This is a genomic window from Rhodococcus erythropolis NBRC 15567 (assembly GCF_001552595.1).
In the GTDB taxonomy this organism is placed as follows: Bacteria; Actinomycetota; Actinomycetes; order Mycobacteriales; family Mycobacteriaceae; genus Rhodococcus_F; species Rhodococcus_F erythropolis.
This window is the reverse complement of the sequence record NZ_BCRM01000041.1, coordinates 1-15,901: the sequence shown is the minus strand read 5'-3', so window position 1 is coordinate 15,901 and position 15,901 is coordinate 1. Positions and strand designations below refer to the sequence as shown.

Here is a 15,901-nt window from a genome sequence, read left to right as displayed (position 1 = left end):
ACGATGAGTTTGATGTTGCGCCGCCGGATCGCAGACCTGACCGGCACGTACGAACCCGGACGCAAGAAGCAGAATGCTTCCCTACGCGATCCGATGGCAGCGGCACGCAAACGCCGCCAGGCAGAGGAAAAACAACGCATCGCAGACGAGAAGGCAGCAGCGAAAGCCGCCGAACTCGCACGCGACCCTTCCCGAACCGAACCGAAATGGCGCCGCGCCCCCAAACTCACCGACCGTGGTTTCGCCGGCCACGGCGGCGGCAAGATGGGCGTCGTACCCAAGCCGCCGGAGTTCCGCGGCACCAGTGTGCAGGCATGTGGGCTCTCCCCGTGGGTGGTAGGCAGCACCTATCCAATGGTCGGAACCCCGCTCGGGAAAGATCCCGACGGCATCTCGTTCCACTACGACCCGATCACCGCCACCTACCGTTCACGCCGACAGAACACCCCCAGCGTGTTCATGCTCGCCCTGCCCAGTAACGGCAAGTCCACGGTGGGCCGCAAACTCGTCAGCGGCGGCATCGCCCAAGGTCACATCCCGTTCGTGTTCGCCGACACCAAACCCGACTTCACCAAGGAAATCGAAATCATCTGCGGCGATCGCGGCAAGATCGTGCGCCTAGGACACGGCGAGGGGTACCTCAACCCGCTCGCGATCGGAGCTCTCGGGTCGGTGATTCCGCTGCTCGCGGACTTCCCCGACTTGCAGAAGAAAGTGATCAAACAGGTTCACCAACGCCGCAAGCGAGTGATGCAGTCGCTGTGCGAAATCGAGCGCGGAACAGCGCTGACACAGGCCGAACGCAACATCATCACCGCGGCGCTGCGCCTACTCGAAAAGGACCCCCGTTTCGGATACGACAACCCGCCGCTGATCTCGGATCTGCTCACGTTGATCGAGAACCCGCCGGAAGAGTTGATGCGCAAGGCGTACACCCGCGACAAGGACAAGTACCTCGCCAAGGTCGAATCCCTCCTCGAGACATTGTCCGCGCTGCTCGACGGCGATCTCGGTGAGGTGTTCTCCCAGCAGACGACCACCCCGATCGACTTCACCGGCGAAGATCGACCGACCGGGGTGTGCGTGGACATTTCAGCGCTCAGCCACGGTGACACCAAGCTCGAAGCTGCGGTGATGGCCGCATGCTGGGAGGACGGATTCGGCGCCATCGAAGCCGCACACGTCCTCGCCGATTGCGGACTTCGCGACCGGTTGCTCTTCCTGGCGGTGCTCGACGAATTCTGGCGAGTCCTCGCCGGCCCTGGAATGGTCAGCCGCGTCGACGCCCTCACCCGCCTGACCCGCACCGTCGGAACGGCGCTGGTGATGATCACCCACACCGTCAAGGACCTCGAATCGCTCGAAATGGACTTCGACATCATGAAAGCCAAGGGCTTCATCGAACGCGCCGGAGCGTTGATCGTGGGAGCCCTGACCTCGGACGAGATGGACAAACTCGACTCCATCATTCCGTTCACCCGCGCAGACAAGGCATGGGTCTCCGCGCTGTCGTCCCCAGCCGGCTACGACGCCCAACTCGAAAAGCCAGGACCACCCCCAGGCCGAGGGTTTTTCCTGCTCAAACAGGGCACCGAACGCATTCCGGGGCACCGTTTCGAGACCGTCCTGACCCCCACAGAACTGAAATACCAGTGGCACGACACCGACAGTCGGTTCGTCGACGCCACCGACGCCGGATACGCGGCACAGACAGCGAAGGACAATGCGGCATGAGCGGCAAACGCAGCACCCGCGGCAACCGCTACGGAGCAGAGGTGCGCAGTGCCACAGTAATTTTGGTCGACAAGCTGCGCCCTCAGTATCCGTCTCTGTGGGCGACTATCGAGCGTGTCTCCGCCGATACCGGGATCCACACCTCCACCGTGCGGGCATGGTGGCGGCAGCGGGAAGGCGCGGACGCCGTGAAACCGCAACCGTGCGCCCCGGATTCCGAAATACATTCCCTCCGCGTCGAACTCGAAGCGCTACGCGAAGTGAACCGTGGACTGATCGCCGCGAACAGAGGCCTGTAAATGACGCATATCTTCCTTTACAGCACCGCCACCGAAGTCGGTGAGCCGTCGGCCGCGTTGCAGAGTGCAGTACAGAAGATGCACGACCTGGTCGCCGACCTCGAAACGAAACACCGTTTCGTTGCAGTACAAGGCCATTCACACACCGTCATCCCCGCTCAAGTAACGGGAACATCGTTGACGGGCAGACCACGTGCCGGTTACGCCGTCACATTGACCACCGTCGTCGAGATACCGACGGACAACACGTAAATCCGAAAGTTGGTAGTAAACACCATGTTTCGACGAATACTCACTTCCCCCGTCAGTGCCGCCGTCGACAGTAACGGAGATCAGTCATGAGTAAGGGTTCTGTGCGTGATCCCAGTCAAGGTGACGTGGCGTTCGAGGTGCTCGGTGTGTGCGCCGGGATCGCGGTTGCCGGCGTCGTCGGCGCCTCCGTTGCGATGCAGTTCGGCACCGAGCAGGATGTTCCGGTCAATCCGATGGCGATGGTCGCGGGCCTGATCAAGGGTGATCTCGTGTGGGAGTCCGGTGCGAGCGTAGTGGCGATTGCCTTCGCCTTGGCATTGATCGTGCTGGTCGCAGTGGGCATGTGGTTGTTGATCCTGCGCAAGCGGGACAGCACCCGCGTCGACGAGCTGGCCAAGTACATGGGCCGCGGTCGCGACATCGCTTCGTTGACGGAACAGGCATGCCGGGCAAAAGCCGAATCCTTGCAGGTGAGGCTCCGTCCCGACGACGTTGTCGGCATCCAGCTCGGGTACCTGTTGCTGCCGAGCAAGCCGGTGTTCGGGTCGGCCCCGATGTTGCGCGGCAGCTGGGAGGACCTGCACGTCGATATTTGGGGTCCTCGCACCGGTAAGTCGACCAGTCGCGTCATCCCCGCAGTTCTCGATGCTCCCGGCGCAGTCCTGACGACGTCGAACAAGCGCGATGTCGTCGACGCGACCCGCGACGTTCGAGCGGCAATGGGCTCGCAAGTCTGGGTGTTCGATCCGCAGAGGGTCGCCAATGAGGAACCGAGCTGGTGGTGGAATCCGCTCACGTGGGTGACCGACGAAGTCAGGGCCGCCGACCTGGCCGATCATTTCGCCTCCGGTGACGACGGACTCGAAGCGAAGACGGACGCATTCTTCGATCCGGAAGGAAAGGATCTGTTGGCGGCACTGTTCCTGGCTGCGGCACTCGATCGCCGCCCGATCACACAGGCATATACGTGGGTCACGGACGTGCAGAACCAGGAAGCGGTGAAGATCCTTCGCCAACATGGGTACGGATTGCAGGCGGACGGCCTGGCCGGGCAGTACAACGCACCCGACAAACAACGCGGCGGTGTGTTCGGTACTGCCAAGAAGATGATCCGCTCGCTCAAGATCAGGACGATTCATCCCTGGGTGACGTCGGACGGTTTGTCCGATCCGCGGCCGCATTTCGATCCTCGTGAATTCGTTCGTTCCGGAGGCACGCTCTACAGCCTTTCCCGCGAGGGCAACGGTTCGGCCGGCCCATTGGTTACGGCGTTGACCGTCGCCGTGATCGACGCAGCCGAAGAAATCGCGACCACCTCGCCGAAGGGACGTCTGCCTGTTCCTCTCGTCGCTCCTCTCGACGAGGTGGCCAACGTCGTGCGCTGGTCCAAGCTGCCTAGCCTCTACAGCCACTACGGTTCACGCGGAATCATCATCATGGCGATCTTGCAGTCCTGGTCACAGGGTGTGGAGGTGTGGGGCGAACGCGGGATGAAGAAACTGTGGTCGGCGGCGAACGTCAAGGTCTACGGCGGTGGTGTCGCCGTCGATGACGGGGTGTTCCTTCGGGACATGTCCACCGCGATCGGTGACCATTGGGAGATCACCGGGTCGGTCACAGCCTCCTCGCAAGGCCGATCCACTTCCAAGCAGCGCACCAAAGTTCGTACGTTCACCGAATCCGAACTCGAAGCACTGCCACGTGGCCGGGCGATCGTACGTTCCTCCGGTAACCGGCCTGTGATCGTACGGACGGCGCCGTGGATGGCCGGCCCGCACGCCGACCAGATCAGGGCGTCAATCGAAGCCCACGATCCGGCAGCCCCGGCGACGTTGGCGGAAGCAGAAGAAGGCCTGTCCGAATGGCTCAAGCCAGACCACGCGGGGGCTGCGCGTGAGGCGGTGTCGCTGTGACCGCGCCGTTCGAGCCACCACCGGAGGACGATTTCGATCCGGGTGAGGCTGACTATCTGCCGCCCGATGATGAGGACTATCCACCCCCATCCGCGTACACGCCCCTAAGCGGAGGAGATGAACCGAACGTCGAAGCGCCGCTGAGCGAGAACCTCGAGGCGATGGTCGGCAAGGCAGTTCTCAAACGCATCCAGAAGGAAGCCGACGCGATCGCCGAAGCGAAGTGGGCGGAAATCCTCACTCCAGAGCTGTACGCGCGACTCGAAGCCGCGGCGGCGGCCCGGTTGCTGTCGCAGCTCGAAATTTCACTCGCCAATCCGGAACCGGAGCCGGAGCCGGAGCAGCCGGCAGAACCGGAACTGGTGTTCGGATCGGTAGAGGAGTTCGTGCGCGAACGCATCGCCCCTGTCTATCGGCGTGAGGTGATCGAGGGGACGTCAAGGAACTGGTGCACGCAGTGGTGGAAACACGCCGAAGCTATCTCCCGGTTGGAAGCCCTGTGGCGCGCATGGGAGCGTCTGCGCCTGGATCCCTCGACCGGAATGAGTGTGTGGTGGCGCGATCACGCCGACCACCACATGGCACAGCTTTTCGATCCAGAGGGCACGTTCAAAGCGTGCTCGGTCCGCAGCGGTCATGCCGGCGGCGACTTCGCGATCGTGCCCTTGCCGACTGAACCCGCACCGTCGTCGATGTTCCCCGACATGCGTCTCTCCCCTGAATCCGCGCCCACAGCGCCGTCACCCCACAAGGAAGGCAACAACTGATGTCAGAGCACGACGAAATCGGTGAGGTCAATCAAGAACTCACGCGCATGTTCCGGGTCGGCTTGCAGTCTGCGTCCCGTCTCGCGGAGCAGATGGGTCGCGCACGGGAGAAGCAGATCCGCGACGCCGAAGCCAAAAGCGTGCAGGCGGCCCGCGAACTGCGCGAACGGCTCGTCGCCGAACGCAGCGCGATCGAGGCGCAGCTACGTCCGGTGATGACGGACCGCTGGTGGGAGGACGCTACCCACGCGCAGATCGCCGACAGCTGGCAGCAGGCCCGCGGCTGGCAGGACCACTCGCAGCCCGCAGCCGACGCCGCAGATCGCATCCGCAAGGAAGTCCAGACACGGTACGGAATCGACGCGGGCGCCCCCGGGATCGACCCACGAGAAATCGCGAACCTGCTCCAAGCAGCCGAAGAAGCCAAGCGGGCCGCGACCGCCGAACAGGAACTCGCCGAACGCGAGAACGTGAAGGCCTCCGAGTTGATGGCCGAAGCCGATCGGCTCGACAAGACGGCGACGGAAGCCGACGGTACGTCGGCCGAAACTGAAATCGCCGAAGATGCAGACGCTCATCGCGCAGCCGCAGAAGCCGAGTACGACTCAGCCGAACGGCGCGATGCCCTCGCCGCCGACATGAACGCCGGAGGAGTGGACAAGGAAACGATCGGCGCCCGGATGACGGCCGATCTCGACCAGGCCAAGCATCCCCGAGGAGCGGTGCAGACCGGGACTGGTAAACCGCCGGTCGCCAGGAAAGGACGTCCGAGCAAGGGCCGCAGCCAGGAACGCCAACACACCGGCCGATAGCCGGGCTGGTCTCGTGCCCATGACGTTGACCTACCTCGAGGATTTACGTCAAACGTGACATCGTTCGATCATCAGGACCCATACCCGACACCGGCGTGGGTCCTGATGTCATTCAAGTGCCCGCAACCTGTCGCAATTTGTCAACGTGGCCTAGCGATTCCTCCCCGTCAAACGGCACACTGTGGCCATGACTGTAGGCACCTTCGCGGGCATGGCGCTCCAAGACTCCGCGCATCCTCCGGGAAATGGCGCGGTCTTCCTGCTCCGCAACAGTCCAGCTCAGAATGCGGCAATTCAGCTCTCCGGCTGGACAATTCAAGTAGCAGCAGGCGTCAAAGCAGTTGTCGTCTACGGACACTCGGGGGCAGGTCCTGATGGAAGCCACACCGCAGCCCTGGCGGCCGCCAATAACGGCCTGGACTACATGTCTGCTCGCGGATTGTGCGACGCCGCTATTCGCGACGCTTTTGACCAGTGCTTCGTTTGGTGGCCCGATTCGAACGGAATAGTGCTCCGCGCAAACGTGGTTCGCACGCTGACGTCAAGCTTCACGGCGACCGTTACGGCCGTCGATGCGGACGGCAATCCGATCCCGCAAGTACCGCCGCCGACGCCGACCCAACACGATGCTTTTCGATTCATCCGAATGTCGCGAACCTCGGAGTACCTTTTTGACTCCTACCGGAACATGTTCCTTGCCTTCGAAGCAATACTCAGCGATATTCGCCCCAGAAAAATCAAGACCAACGGCCGCCTCGAGGGCGAAGGAGAATGGTTCAAAAAGGCGCTACGAGCTGCCGATCAGCACGTGCCGATTGCATCATTAGCGCCCACCGATGCGGCCTCGGCAGTGGAGTGGATCTACAAGAACATGTACGGCGACGAGCGGTCCGGCCTCATGCATGCCAAACAAGGCCAGGAGTACCACTTACCGCAAGATGACAAGAGCCGGCGCCAGCTCGAAACATCATTGGACTCACTGTGGACCTACATCAGCGCGTTGGTGGCTGCACGGTTAGGTGTGTCGCACCAGTCTGGTGGATTTGTCCAGGGCGGATGGGAGCTGCTGACGCAAAATCTCTTCTCCCAAATCAAGATCGTGATATCGGACGACGAGAGTCCGAGGACAGTCGATACGAGATTTGCGCCGACGGGAGGATCGATCGTCGAGTTGGTACCGGGGCCGGTCGTGATGGCAGAACCGTTTCTAGGCACGGTACTCGGAACTCACACGCTTGGCCGCGGTGCGCCAAGGGCGATCCGGAAGATCGGCGCGATGGATGCTGACGGAGTAACTCTAGCGATTTCCGCCCTGTGCGGGACGCTCGAACTGGGTACATCGGTGAAGCGATTCGAGGCACTGGTTGGTTTCAGAAATATCAGCGCCACCGGTCCCCGGACCCATTTTTCCGCCTAACGGAACTCGCCGGTCGAGGCTACGTCAGGTACAGCATCGGTACAGCGGAAGGAACAGCGAGCCAACTCACACGAAGTTGCCGGGCCAGACGCCGAAGGCGGCTAGTCCGTGTCTTGGTCCTCAGCTAGTCCCAGTTTGCTGTTGAGCTTCCGCTTCAACCATTCGTTCGATGTGTCGCGAACGGTTGTCATGTGAGGTCGTCCGAACCAGAAGATGAATGCGGCCCCCGCACTGAAACACGTCAACGTCACGCTCTCGAGACCGCTGGAGTAGCCGATCGCTCCGACGAATCCGGTTCCACTCAATGATGAGATGAGGGATTTGATCGATTCGGGGACCGACCCGTACACCGGGATCGGCATCTTCTCCAGCGTCGAGTACAAGTCGCCGGCCAACGTGTTGGCGATACCCGGACTCAGATCGAATGACGCGACAGCCGGATAGACGAATCGGCCGATGACTTCCGCCGGATCGACAACGTAACCTTCGCGGGCAGCCGGCCCCGTTGGATACCTCCCGGAGTCGAGCCGCGCTCCCAAAGAATGCAACCCCACTACGTCAAGTGCAATGTAGGTGATAGGGAATCGATCCTCGGAGAGGGGAGTGAACGATTCCACGTGCTGCGCTAGCTGTTCGACGAATCGGGTGCCGGCTTCATCCATCGCTTGCTGCCGTTCAGCCAGATCACGACCGAGCTCACTGGATTCTTTCGCGAATTCAGCTACCGCCCTTCGGAACCTCTCGTAGCCACTCGGGCCGATTTCAGATTGATCCTCGCCGCCGAAATATTCGAGAGCCAATCGTGTGATTTTTGCCGATTCCAAACGTGCGTATCCTTCGCGCTCGAACCCGGCGCGACCGACAGCGAGCGCAAATTCGAGACTTAACTCTGTAAGTTTGCGCCGGGATTCGAGAACTTCGCCTCGCAATTCTGTCGACCGGCAGAAGACTTCGATATCGATCGATTCTGTTTGCAACAGCACCGAACTGGACATCGACCACGTCTCGGTGACCTCACCGGCCTGTGTGTCATGGAAAACGCCGGTCATCGCAGATCCTCCGTGTAGTTGGTCTTTCGCAGAGTAGAGCACGGCTCGAGACGGCAGGGACAAACACCCACCCGTCCGGGAAAGCGGTTCTACCGCCCCGAGGTCGTCATCGCTGCGGTATCGAAAACACAGATACGAATCCCAGCCCGATGAACGCAGCGCCACCGCGTGCGCACCTGAAACGCGCGACTTAACTTCCGCTGGAAGGCCAGCGTCATTCCTACCACCAGCGCCGGATTTATGAACCAACTCTTATTTGCCGGAAGTCCAGTGACACAGTCCTGGCCGTCCGTGTATTTCCTTCGACCGTGATACGGAAGACGTGTCTTCCTGGGTCGTTGATGGGCACCAGGATATTGACGAAGTAGAAGCGATTTTCGGCGGCGTCGATCGGGACTTCCATCGCGAACAGATCTTCAGGTTCTGCACCGGGGCGTATTAGGTCGATGACGATGTGGCGTAGACGCCCGATGTCATCGTGCCCGGTTTGGGCGATGAGCACGAGATATAGGGGAATCATTTGGGGAAATGAGTCGGTGTGGTAGCTGTCCCAGACTCCGCCGAGCACATCGAGCTTCCCATCGGACGTTCTTGCGTATTCGGCGAAGAAAGCACCGGTGATGATCATGGAGGATTCGGAAGTTTCCAGATCCCATGAGGCTGGATCGTCGTGGCGGGGCGGTTCGCAACGGGTGCGGAACCATTCGGCGGCCATCTCGATGGTGCGGTCCGGTTCGTCGCTGGTCGTGAACAAGTCCTTGGCGACGGCGAGAACGAAGGCTTCTGATTCAACGTCCGGTACATGTGGGACGCGCACTCCGTTGACTCGCAGGAAGACGGTCGCTGCGAGCCATGCGGTCCGTTTATTGCCATCGTGAAAGTACTGGGTGCTACTCAGCCCGTGTAGGTATGCCGCTGCTTTAGTCCACAGGTCAGGAAAGAACTCGTTATTGAAGGATCCAGAGGACGGGCGTCCGATCGCGCCCTCCAGTCCTTCGCGGTCGCGTGTACCGGATCCGGCTCCGCAGTGTGCCTCATTGATGGCGATAATTGAATCAACGCTGAGGTACTCAGTCACTTCGCGAGGCGATCGAGGAGCTGGCCCCAGCGCTGCGCTTCCTCGCGGGCAATCATGGCGACCTTTGCTGAATCTGCATAGATGACGGTGGACGACGGAGCCGCCTCCGTAGCCTCGCTCGTATGCTTGGTCTCCACCATAGAGCCCACGATACAGGTCCGCCGGTCCTCGGCAGGAGGACTTTCACACAATGCATGGCACAACGATGTCAGGCCGTTCCGGACTGATGTCCGGATTCTGTGTGCATTGTTTGAAGGAGTGTCGGCGCATCGCCGAACGCGTATCTCGCTGAAATCGAACGGAACGCGCGAGCACTGATCATCAGCGCTGTCCAACAGGCGCCCCGGGACGTCGTACTCGCGTCGCGCGATTCCCCCGTCTCGCGGAACTTCTCATCGCACCTCACCGCGTAATTGACGCGATATCAAAAGCACCGACCCGAGTCCCGTCCCACGAGTGAGTGCACTCCTGAGAAGCAGGCCGTTTCGTTGACTCTCCGCACTAGCGCTCGGGGCCGTGCTCCCGGTTTCCCGTTCGAGTCTGTTCTCGTTGAGGATCGAGTCGCGAGGGGACTGGAGACGGACCACGCTTCGCTGCTTCGCGTGCGGAAACCGGGAAGTCACCGGCGGCAACCGTTGCAGCATCGCTGCCTGCTTGTTCCGGCGACGACACCGGTTCCATCGTTGTCTTCTCTTCCGACGCCGCCCGTTCGAGCACTGCGACGCTGCCCTCGGATTCGACGTGCTCGACGCCGGCGCGAGGTTGGGGCATCTGACGATGGATCGCTTCGAGTTCCACGCGCGCGGTCATCTCGAGGTCATGCGCCCGACTCAGGTCGCCGGCGGCACGATGTGCGGCGGCGATCGCTTCGACTGTCTTGATGAGTTGGCGCATCAGCAGCGCGTATGACGCGGCCTTGCCGAGTTGCGGACTTGTTTGCATCAAGATCAGGGCCGCACCGCCGGCGGAGACGACGCCTGCCCTCTTCGGTGCGTGCTGATGTGCAGGGATCTGTGAGGATCGAGCGAGTTGTTTCGCAGCGTGAGCAAGGGGTCCTGGTGTGGCTTCGGTGCGGACTGACCATGCGTCGAAAACGCCGGCCGTCCGTCCTGCAGCGCGCGCCCATTGTGCGCGGTCGGTCACGGGAATCGAAGCAAGGTATTTGTTCCAGGCTGCAATGTCTCGGCCGGCTCGTTCGAGCAGTTTCGGGTCGAGCATTTTCGCTTCACGCCCGGGACGCGCAGCGGGACGCTCACGCCGTGCGCTGCGCCATTCGTCGACGGCCTCCGATGATGCCGTCGGGGAGTCTTCCCATTCCTTGCGGAGGCGGGGGAGGGTCAAGTCTTTTGCTAAGTGGCCGCCGCCGTAGAAGATCGGCTTCGCATCGGCTCCGGTTGCGTCACGTTCTGGTCTGACTGCGACCTTGTAGCCGACTACGACGTCATCACGCCCGGAGGCGAAGCGGGGTCTGACGATCAAGCCTTGCCCGCGAAGTCGGCGAACAAATTCCGCTTCGGACTTCGAGGACGTCGCGCAGGCGCGCACGCGGCGGGCGAGGAGATCGCGGTCGAGTTCGGTCTGCCCGTTGCGTACCGCGCGCGCATTCTCGGCGCGGTGGTAGCCGCGTTCGCCGGTCTCGTTCTGACGCGATTCGATAACAGCAAGGCCGTGTTCGCGTTCGATGCGGGCGGCCGCGACGCTGGCTCTTTTCCAGTCGCGGTAGAGGTTGACTTTGGTGCCGTCTTCGCGCACGGCGGATGCGGCGATGTGGATGTGGTCGTTGCCTTTCGCGGACACTCCGTGGCGAACGGCGACCCATCTGGCGGGGCTGCGGCCGGAGGTGTCGGTGAAACCCATTTCGTCCATGAACTCGGTGGCGATCTTGTTCCACTGCTCGTCTGTCAGCTCGCCTTCGTCGGCTTTGAGCGAGAGCGAGCAATGCCAGACATCTCCGTCGCGGTAGGGGTCGATCGGATCGCGGACCTTCTTGCCGTGACTGTCGCGAACGTCTTGGCCGGATTCATCACGAAGGTAGTTCGGGATCTTGATTTCGGTGCCGAACACTTTGCGGGGCTGGTCGATCTGCTTGCCGATCGCGAGAGCGTCGACACCGCTGAGTTCATTGTCGTCGTGCCACGCCATGATCGCGTAGTCGCCAGCCACCAGATGGGGGTCGGTGTGCTCGTTGCTCTTGCCCGGACCGGCGAGGTACGACATCAGCCCGGTGACTTTGGCGCCGCGGGAAATCTTGACGATCACGGCGCGGACATCTCGTCGAGCGTGCCGTGAATCCGGTCGGCCAAACGCCGCACACTGACCAGTGCGCCGTTCAGTTCGGCCGGGATTTCTCCGGTCGCGTTGGTGGCCTTCGCCATCTGGTTGATGTTGATCGAAATCGCCGATAGCAGCCGGAACGCGGAGAACAACTCGCCAGCAAGATCGCGCCGATCGGTCGCAGTTTCACCAGCGTCGGACAGGGCGGACTCGACCATCAGCCGAGCCACGGTGATGCGCGCTTCCTGAGCACGGCGCAGCAATTCGGACTCCTCCTCGGGAGTCACCTTCACCACGTGCCTGCCAGCTCGACCGCCCGGCACATTCTCCCGGCGTTCACGACGGAACCTGCGGGGTCGACTGACCTCGTCTTCACTCATGTCCGTCGTGCCTCCCTCCGGCCCAGCGCAGCGCCCCCACCACGTGGGGCTACACGCCAGTGTCTCAGGTCCAGAGCGCAGCGGCAAGACCTGACCCAACTTAGGGCACCTAAGTTACTATCTTGCTCTGCCGGGGCTCAGATTTCGGGGTCACTTCCGTTCTGAGTCTCGTCCCCGAAATCTCAAAAGCGCCAGGACGAGCCTGCGAGTTCCTCCGGTTTCGAATTCGTCCCCATTTGGGGGCTGGTCCCGATTGTGGTTGCCTGAGACGTAGCGGAGCGGAGAGGGAAATCTCGGGCATCCATATGAGGATCGGAGCAGTCCCGATCTGTGGTCGAATCTCGGAGAAGAGAAGATGCGCCGCGCGGAGCGCGTCGATACGCAGTTCGGGTGGTTGATGTTGCCCACAGGCGGGCACCGGGGGTTCTCGGCATTGGGCACACACCAGATTCCTCCGCTCCGCGTCTGGTGTGCACACAACGCCGCCCCGGACACCCACCCGTGGACAACGGGCCGGGTGTCCGCGAGTTGCGCTTAGCGCACGTTCAGTGGTGCACGGACGGGCGAGATTTCTCCTACGATGTAGCGCATGAACACGACACCGAACACACCAGATTTCGACGCACTCGACGCAGCTATCAAGGCGGAAGCCGAAGAGAAGATGAAGATCATCCGTGTGGTGGCGGCTGCACACAAGGAGCTGCTCGACACGCGTGAGGAGTTCGCCCGCAAGGATGCCGCCAACGTCGGCAACCTCGATGCCGCGATCAGTGAAGCGCTCCGTGTCGGATTCACCGAAGCGTCGATCAAACAGTGGCGTGTGCCGGCTGCGCGGAAGTCAGCAGCCAAGCGGACGGCGACGAAGAAGCCGGTGACGAAGAAGATCGAAACTTCGCCGGCCGCCTCGCCGGCCGCTGAATCCGGTGAGCAGAAGAGCGCTTAGGACTGCACCCGATGCCCACACCCGTTCTCGGCTCCGGGTCGACGCCGATTACGGCCGTCCGCTCTCAGGTCAAGCGCCTCACTACCGCGTGGTTCCGCCTCGTCCCGGCCCGCACCCAGCTCCGAATCTTCTCGACGGGATCTCTGGGCTTTGCGATCGGCCTGACGGCGCGCGCAGCGAATGACCCCATGGAAGAGAACCTCCGCAAGGCGTTCTTCGCGTGGATCATCTGGGCGACGGTCGCTCTGTCTCCGCCATTCGAACGGGCCCGACAGTCGAATACCCGCTCAGTCGTCCGCTCAGTCGTCCGTTCGCTACGAGTCACCTGGGTGCGATCAATTCGGTGGCTGGGCTTTGTCATGCCTCGCCCGACCTCGCAGATGGTCGGGTGGAAGAAGATCGCGCTGTGGGTTGTATTGGTCCCAGTTCTCGTCGCAGTCGGCCACTATCTGCTCTTCGAATCCGTGGTGAATTTGGAGACCTGGTTCCCTATCACCGATGCGGACGTTATCGCGGCCAGGAAAGAGCGAGAGGACTATTTGCTCCGTGGCGGGTTCTTCACCGCTATGACCGGAGCCTTCCTCCTCGCGGCTGTACCGGAGGAGATCCTGTTCCGGTCCGGTGTGCTCGCCGTTCAACGGTGGAAGCCATCGAATCGGATACTGATTCTGTCGGTGGCATCGGTCATGGTCGTGCTGTTCGCGGGCTGGCACGCGAGCTTCGGGTTCAGCAATGTGGTGTTCTCTTTTGTCGGCGGCGCATTCTTCACCGCACTGGCTCTGTACACCCGTTCGCTCTGGCCCGCGATCGTCGCTCACGGTGTCGGCAATCTGATCAGCGCGGCGCACCTGATCCTCACTTCCTGACCGCTGCACTTGCATCTCGCACACAACGAAAGGCCCAGCCGTGAATGAAAAGAACATTCCCGTGGAACGATCCGCAGTCGAGGCCGCGATGTACCAAGCGACGAAGCATCTGAACGTGATCACCGATGCGGATCTTGCCGCTGTTGTCGAAGGACTGACTGGCGAACCCGTTGCGCGTGCTCAGATCGATTTCGCGTTCCCCGCGCCGGGAACCACGGATCACTTGTTCGATTGATCTTCGGTGCGCCGCATTGCACTGGTGGCGCGCTGGGGAGCTGGCGCAGCGGTTGTTAGGGCTCGATGCCCGAACAACTGCCACCGCATACGGGAGCGGCCCCGACTTCTTCGCGAAGTCGGGGCCGCTGCCGTTTTCAGCTGTCGAGGTTGTCGACGCCGACGCCGACGCCGAAGGATCGCGCTGCGTCGGCGGCGATCGCGTGCAGTTGCGTGGTGACTGCGGCGGGCGAGACTGCGTGCTCGAGTGCGAAGTCGAGCAGGTTGCGCAGTGGGGTGTCGTGTTCGCCGTTGCCGTCGATCACTGCGGCTTGGGCGGCCTCGAGTGCGATGCCGGTACTGGGTCCGTCGCCGCTGATGTAGGAGCAGTACGCCGCGACGGTGAGAATCTGGATGCGGGCGTTGCCGCGTACCTGGCGGGCGATTGTCGCGAACGCGTGGGCTGCGGCGTGCTCGTTTCCGTTGGCGGTGAACATCAGGGCATCGCGTGCGGTGGGGCTGATGGTGGCGCACAGTCCGACACGGGCGGCCAGCTCGGCGTCCGGGTTGCCCCGTGTGCGGATGAGTGTCGCGAGTTCGGTGACGGCGTGGCGAACGAAGTCCGGTCCCTGCGCGTGCAGCGCTGCGTGTGCGGTTGCGGTGTCCGCTTCGACGGTGACGGCGTAGCGGGCGGCGATGTCCTCGCGTGAGGCTGCGGTGGTGCGACCTTGTTCGACGGCGTTGTGAATGCTCAACGTTGAGGCGTTCGGGTCTTCGGTGAGTCCGGTCGCGTACGTGTCGAGGTCGGTCCACAACGCTCCGGCTTCGAGCGCGGTGACGTGCAAGGCGAGCATGTCGTGGATTCCGGCGTCACGGAATCCCTGGCGCAGGATCGCGATCTTGTCGAGCGCGATGACTGCGGCGGCGTCTTCGGCGACGGCAACGCAAATCGTGGCGGTGGTGTCGGCGCGTGAGGCAGCTTCGAGGTACGGGGCCGGATCGAATTCGGCGCCCTCGCCTGCGGCGGCGTCGGTCCGCGCGACAAGGGCAATCTGCTTGGTGGTTCGGCCGTCGACGATTTCGTCTTTGAGCATGATCACGATGACCGATGCGGTCGGGATGAATCCGAGCATGGTGGGGATGGAGGCAAGTACCTCGGTGGCGGTGTTCAAACGGATGCGCTGCATGTCGTTCCCCTCGCTGATGAAAGTGACCGGGCCGGGTGCCCCGCCAATTTTTTTCGCCTGCTGGCAAAGGAGAATCGCGTCGGCATGAGGGGGCCGGAGTGCCACCCCTGGGCCGAGAAAATTTCGGCGGGAGCTTGCGAGTGACGAAAATTTCTCGGAGCCATCGGCCGGCGCTTGCGCCGCCAGGGGTTGCGCGCAGGTCACCGCCGACGAGAATCGGAAGGCCAGAAGGAGAACAAAAAGATGCTCTTCATCAGGACGCAGCGAAGCGGAGTTCATTTCGGGGGACACCGAAGGTGGCCGGCCGCCGGGCAGGCGACAACGTAACTGCGGCGATACGCTCGCAGGGTCGGAGTCGAGAACACTGTTTTAGGGGGATCGCGTGAGCTTGAAGGCACGAAAGCTGCTCTGGGCTACGACTGTCGCAATCTTTCTGGTGGCGGCTGTGTTGTCCTATTTCAGTTCGGGACTCGGTTCTGCCGCTTTATGGGTGACGGTGGGCCTTGCACTCGGTGCGTCCGGTTTCGCGGATTTGAAGGTGCAGGCTCGCCGCTAGTAGCGGCGAATGTCCTGGGTGTCACGCTGGTGCCGGGAGCGTGCAGTCACGGCACTCCCACTGACCACCGACGCGGGTACAGGTGCGGCGTTGCTCGCACAGCCAGCACCGTTGATTGCGCCGGGTCAACACCTGCGCTCCGGTCGCGGCGGGTCGTGGGT

The 15,901-nt window shown here is 62.2% G+C and carries 17 protein-coding genes; 11 read left to right on the top strand and 6 right to left on the bottom strand.

Features of this window, described 5'->3' with window-relative positions:
- The first annotated feature begins 3 nt into the window (after positions 1–3).
- The 7 genes from RE4_RS29280 (at position 4) to RE4_RS29250 (ending at position 7,194) form a co-directional block, all read left to right on the top strand.
- Positions 4–1,734 carry a putative type IV secretion/conjugal transfer ATPase gene (locus tag RE4_RS29280; protein WP_019750039.1) on the top strand — a complete coding sequence of 577 codons (1,731 nt, stop codon included), beginning with the start codon at positions 4–6 and terminating at the stop codon, positions 1,732–1,734.
- A complete protein-coding gene (locus tag RE4_RS29275; protein WP_019750038.1) occupies positions 1,731–2,033 on the top strand; it encodes a hypothetical protein in 303 nt (100 codons plus the stop codon). Before RE4_RS29280 ends, RE4_RS29275 begins: the two co-directional genes overlap by 4 nt.
- Positions 2,034–2,285: a hypothetical protein gene (locus RE4_RS29270; RefSeq protein ID WP_019750037.1), complete on the top strand. Its 252-nt coding sequence runs from the start codon at positions 2,034–2,036 to the stop codon at positions 2,283–2,285.
- A gap of 86 nt (positions 2,286–2,371) precedes the next feature.
- Complete coding sequence (locus RE4_RS29265) at positions 2,372–4,198, top strand: type IV secretory system conjugative DNA transfer family protein (RefSeq protein ID WP_020971510.1); 1,827 nt, start codon at positions 2,372–2,374, stop codon at positions 4,196–4,198.
- A complete protein-coding gene (locus RE4_RS29260) occupies positions 4,195–4,965 on the top strand; it encodes a DUF4913 domain-containing protein (protein ID WP_019750035.1) in 771 nt (256 codons plus the stop codon). The genes RE4_RS29265 and RE4_RS29260 overlap by 4 nt, the downstream gene beginning before the upstream one ends.
- Positions 4,965–5,777: a hypothetical protein gene (locus RE4_RS29255; RefSeq protein ID WP_019750034.1), complete on the top strand. Its 813-nt coding sequence runs from the start codon at positions 4,965–4,967 to the stop codon at positions 5,775–5,777. The genes RE4_RS29260 and RE4_RS29255 overlap by 1 nt, the downstream gene beginning before the upstream one ends.
- 187 nt (positions 5,778–5,964) lie before the next feature.
- On the top strand, positions 5,965–7,194 hold the full coding sequence (locus RE4_RS29250; protein ID WP_019750033.1) for a hypothetical protein: 1,230 nt from the start codon (positions 5,965–5,967) through the stop codon (positions 7,192–7,194).
- Between the two features lie 101 nt (positions 7,195–7,295).
- Here RE4_RS29250 and RE4_RS29245 read toward each other — a convergent pair whose 3' ends face one another.
- The 5 genes from RE4_RS29245 to RE4_RS29230 all read right to left on the bottom strand — a co-directional run bounded on the left by RE4_RS29245 (position 7,296) and on the right by RE4_RS29230 (position 11,975).
- Complete coding sequence (locus tag RE4_RS29245; RefSeq protein WP_019750032.1) at positions 7,296–8,243, bottom strand: hypothetical protein; 948 nt, start codon at positions 8,241–8,243, stop codon at positions 7,296–7,298.
- 238 nt (positions 8,244–8,481) lie between these two features.
- Positions 8,482–9,321: a type II toxin-antitoxin system death-on-curing family toxin gene (locus tag RE4_RS29240; protein ID WP_019750031.1), complete on the bottom strand. Its 840-nt coding sequence runs from the start codon at positions 9,319–9,321 to the stop codon at positions 8,482–8,484.
- Positions 9,318–9,461, bottom strand: coding sequence for a hypothetical protein (locus RE4_RS31215; protein WP_019750030.1), 144 nt, complete (start codon positions 9,459–9,461; stop codon positions 9,318–9,320). The genes RE4_RS29240 and RE4_RS31215 overlap by 4 nt, the downstream gene beginning before the upstream one ends.
- A gap of 361 nt (positions 9,462–9,822) precedes the next feature.
- Positions 9,823–11,580, bottom strand: a complete 1,758-nt coding sequence (locus tag RE4_RS29235; protein WP_019750029.1) for a relaxase/mobilization nuclease domain-containing protein — start codon at positions 11,578–11,580, stop codon at positions 9,823–9,825.
- Positions 11,577–11,975, bottom strand: a complete 399-nt coding sequence (locus RE4_RS29230; RefSeq protein ID WP_029538901.1) for a plasmid mobilization protein — start codon at positions 11,973–11,975, stop codon at positions 11,577–11,579. Before RE4_RS29230 ends, RE4_RS29235 begins: the two co-directional genes overlap by 4 nt.
- A gap of 589 nt (positions 11,976–12,564) precedes the next feature.
- On the opposite strand from RE4_RS29230, the gene RE4_RS29225 reads away from it, so the two are divergent.
- Genes RE4_RS29225 through RE4_RS29215 form a run of 3 tightly spaced genes read left to right on the top strand, consistent with a single transcriptional unit; the run spans position 12,565 to position 14,019 of the window.
- On the top strand, positions 12,565–12,918 hold the full coding sequence (locus RE4_RS29225; protein WP_019750027.1) for a hypothetical protein: 354 nt from the start codon (positions 12,565–12,567) through the stop codon (positions 12,916–12,918).
- 11 nt (positions 12,919–12,929) lie between these two features.
- Entirely contained in the window at positions 12,930–13,784 is an 855-nt protein-coding gene (locus RE4_RS29220; RefSeq protein WP_019750026.1) for a CPBP family intramembrane glutamic endopeptidase, read from the top strand.
- 40 nt (positions 13,785–13,824) lie between these two features.
- A complete protein-coding gene (locus RE4_RS29215; protein ID WP_019750025.1) occupies positions 13,825–14,019 on the top strand; it encodes a hypothetical protein in 195 nt (64 codons plus the stop codon).
- Positions 14,020–14,155: 136 nt separating this feature from the next.
- Here RE4_RS29215 and RE4_RS29210 read toward each other — a convergent pair whose 3' ends face one another.
- Complete coding sequence (locus tag RE4_RS29210; RefSeq protein ID WP_037134950.1) at positions 14,156–15,184, bottom strand: DUF4192 family protein; 1,029 nt, start codon at positions 15,182–15,184, stop codon at positions 14,156–14,158.
- 382 nt (positions 15,185–15,566) lie between these two features.
- On the opposite strand from RE4_RS29210, the gene RE4_RS31160 reads away from it, so the two are divergent.
- Entirely contained in the window at positions 15,567–15,740 is a 174-nt protein-coding gene (locus tag RE4_RS31160) for a hypothetical protein (protein WP_019750023.1), read from the top strand.
- Positions 15,741–15,901 lie beyond the last annotated feature (161 nt).

Bases quoted from the DNA above. Each gene is read 5' to 3' on its own strand.
- RE4_RS29280 (WP_019750039.1), top strand. From the start codon at position 4: ATGAGTTTGATGTTGCGCCGCCGGATCGCAGACCTGACCGGCACGTAC.
- RE4_RS29275 (WP_019750038.1), top strand. From the start codon at position 1,731: ATGAGCGGCAAACGCAGCACCCGCGGCAACCGCTACGGAGCAGAGGTG.
- RE4_RS29270 (WP_019750037.1), top strand. From the start codon at position 2,034: ATGACGCATATCTTCCTTTACAGCACCGCCACCGAAGTCGGTGAGCCG.
- RE4_RS29265 (WP_020971510.1), top strand. From the start codon at position 2,372: ATGAGTAAGGGTTCTGTGCGTGATCCCAGTCAAGGTGACGTGGCGTTC.
- RE4_RS29255 (WP_019750034.1), top strand. From the start codon at position 4,965: ATGTCAGAGCACGACGAAATCGGTGAGGTCAATCAAGAACTCACGCGC.
- RE4_RS29250 (WP_019750033.1), top strand. From the start codon at position 5,965: ATGACTGTAGGCACCTTCGCGGGCATGGCGCTCCAAGACTCCGCGCAT.
- RE4_RS29245 (WP_019750032.1), bottom strand. From the start codon at position 8,243: ATGACCGGCGTTTTCCATGACACACAGGCCGGTGAGGTCACCGAGACG.
- RE4_RS31215 (WP_019750030.1), bottom strand. From the start codon at position 9,461: ATGGTGGAGACCAAGCATACGAGCGAGGCTACGGAGGCGGCTCCGTCG.
- RE4_RS29230 (WP_029538901.1), bottom strand. From the start codon at position 11,975: ATGAGTGAAGACGAGGTCAGTCGACCCCGCAGGTTCCGTCGTGAACGC.
- RE4_RS29225 (WP_019750027.1), top strand. From the start codon at position 12,565: ATGAACACGACACCGAACACACCAGATTTCGACGCACTCGACGCAGCT.
- RE4_RS29220 (WP_019750026.1), top strand. From the start codon at position 12,930: ATGCCCACACCCGTTCTCGGCTCCGGGTCGACGCCGATTACGGCCGTC.
- RE4_RS29210 (WP_037134950.1), bottom strand. From the start codon at position 15,184: ATGCAGCGCATCCGTTTGAACACCGCCACCGAGGTACTTGCCTCCATC.